This is a genomic window from Rhizorhabdus sp. P4_G6 (assembly GCF_056401045.1).
This window is the reverse complement of sequence record NZ_JBFUKC010000052.1, coordinates 1-1665: the sequence shown is the minus strand read 5'-3', so window position 1 is coordinate 1665 and position 1665 is coordinate 1. Positions and strand designations below refer to the sequence as shown.

At 60.2% G+C, this 1665-nt stretch carries 2 protein-coding genes; one reads left to right on the top strand and one right to left on the bottom strand.

Annotation, left to right across the window (positions count from 1 at the left end):
* Window positions 1-720 precede the first annotated feature (720 nt).
* Window positions 721-1290 (bottom strand): polysaccharide biosynthesis/export family protein, encoded by a 570-nt coding sequence (locus AC1DPF_RS18950; RefSeq protein WP_477867333.1) that lies wholly within the window; start codon window positions 1288-1290, stop codon window positions 721-723.
* 137 nt (window positions 1291-1427) lie between these two features.
* Between AC1DPF_RS18950 and AC1DPF_RS18945 the strand changes: the two genes are divergently transcribed.
* Window positions 1428-1665: hypothetical protein (locus AC1DPF_RS18945; RefSeq protein ID WP_477962946.1), on the top strand; the 238-nt coding region annotated here is incomplete at its 3' end.

Below are 1665 nucleotides of genomic sequence, written 5' to 3'. Positions count from 1 at the left end.
GCACCAGCACGTTGGCCGGGATGCCACTGTCCCTGTCGCTCCCGGCTTGGCCGGGCGACGGCGCGGCGATCAAGGTCCGCGCAAATGAGATCGACCCTTTTTTCCACCTTGGACATTCGTCATCCCTGCGGACTCGAAGGCTTTCGCCCGATTTGTTTTACGTCGCACTCAGCAGGCCAGCGACCTGTCGGCTTTGAGGCTGCCCGATGCGTTCGCACACGCAGCGAGAAATTCCACAAGGCGCCGGGTCCGAAGGGAGCCCCTTCATTACGCTCCCTTCATAAGGCTCGCAATCTAACGGAAATACTTTGGAATGGTTCCGCTCGATTGATCCCTCAGCGCGCCCCATTCGACGTTGTCGCACCGCAACAATCTAGCGCTTTGATCCCGGAACGATGCGCGCCGTACCGCCAAATTTCTGCCGCTCAGACAGCTCAACCAGGCGTTCGGAATTCGCACATTTCTTTGATCTATGATGCATGTCGAAGCGCGAAAAGCTGTGTCTGCGGCGGAGATTTCCGGCCGACTGTGATGGCGGCAATCGACCATGTCTCCGCGACAGCAACCCCCACCGCTTCGCTGGTGCATCATATGGGATTGGCGAGGTGGCCGGCCTGGGGAGCACGGCAAGCAGGCGCTAGTGTGCGATGCGCATCAAGCATGCCAAGCCGTCCATCCGCACTGGCAGGCGGACGGGCAGGGGCAGTGTCAGGGCAGATGTCAGAAGTAGCGTTCGCCTACGCGGATCAGATCGCCCGGCAGAATCTTCACGTCTGTCTTCTTGATTGCGATCGAGCGTTCGACGGGATCATTTTCTCGCTTGATGAAGACCGTGTTGGTATTGGCGCGCGTGGAATAACCGCCCGCCATCGCGATCGCTCGACTGACGGTGAGACCGGCGACGAAGGGATATGAACCGGCGCGCCCCACTTCCCCGAGGATATAATAGGGGCGATAGTTGACCACTTCGACGCTCACCTTCGGATTGGCGACATAGCCTGAACCGAGTTTTGTGGTGAGCATGTCGCGCAACTCGACGATGCTCTTCCCATCGGCCGGCACGTCGCCGATCAAGGGGAAGGCAAGCGAGCCACTGTCGGTGAGTGCGAATTCGCCGGTTAGCGCTGGCTCGTTGTACACCGTGATGCGCAGCCGGTCGCCCGCTCCGAGGCGATAGCCCTGCAGGGACGAGCTCGCATCGACTGCCAGGGGAGGCGCGGTCGTCTCGCAGCCTGAAACAGCGATCAGGGCGGCAAGCGCCGCAAGGTGTGTTGGCAATCGACGGTTCATAGAACACCCCTTCATTAGACCAGCTGGATCAGCCGCTGGCGGCTTAACTCCCTCGGGGTGAAATGGATGCAACGAGACTTGCAAAAAGCTCCGAATTTGTCACTACAAGGGAAGCGGGGCAAAAAAACGGAGTCGGTATGCGCTCGACGATCGGCGTAACCGTGGCTTTTGTCATGACGCTTTTGCTTATCTGGACCAACGAAGTAACGAGCTGGACTGCCGCCGCGATTCTCGTTTGGCTGGCGGCTACGGCCGCAGCGGTCATGCTCGTCTTGCGATCTCCGAAAGGGCGATCCGCGCGCCATGGGCTGTTTCGCTCGCAATCGGGCCGATCGAAGAGATTGGACACAGGCCGATCGCCCGCCACGCGCGCGC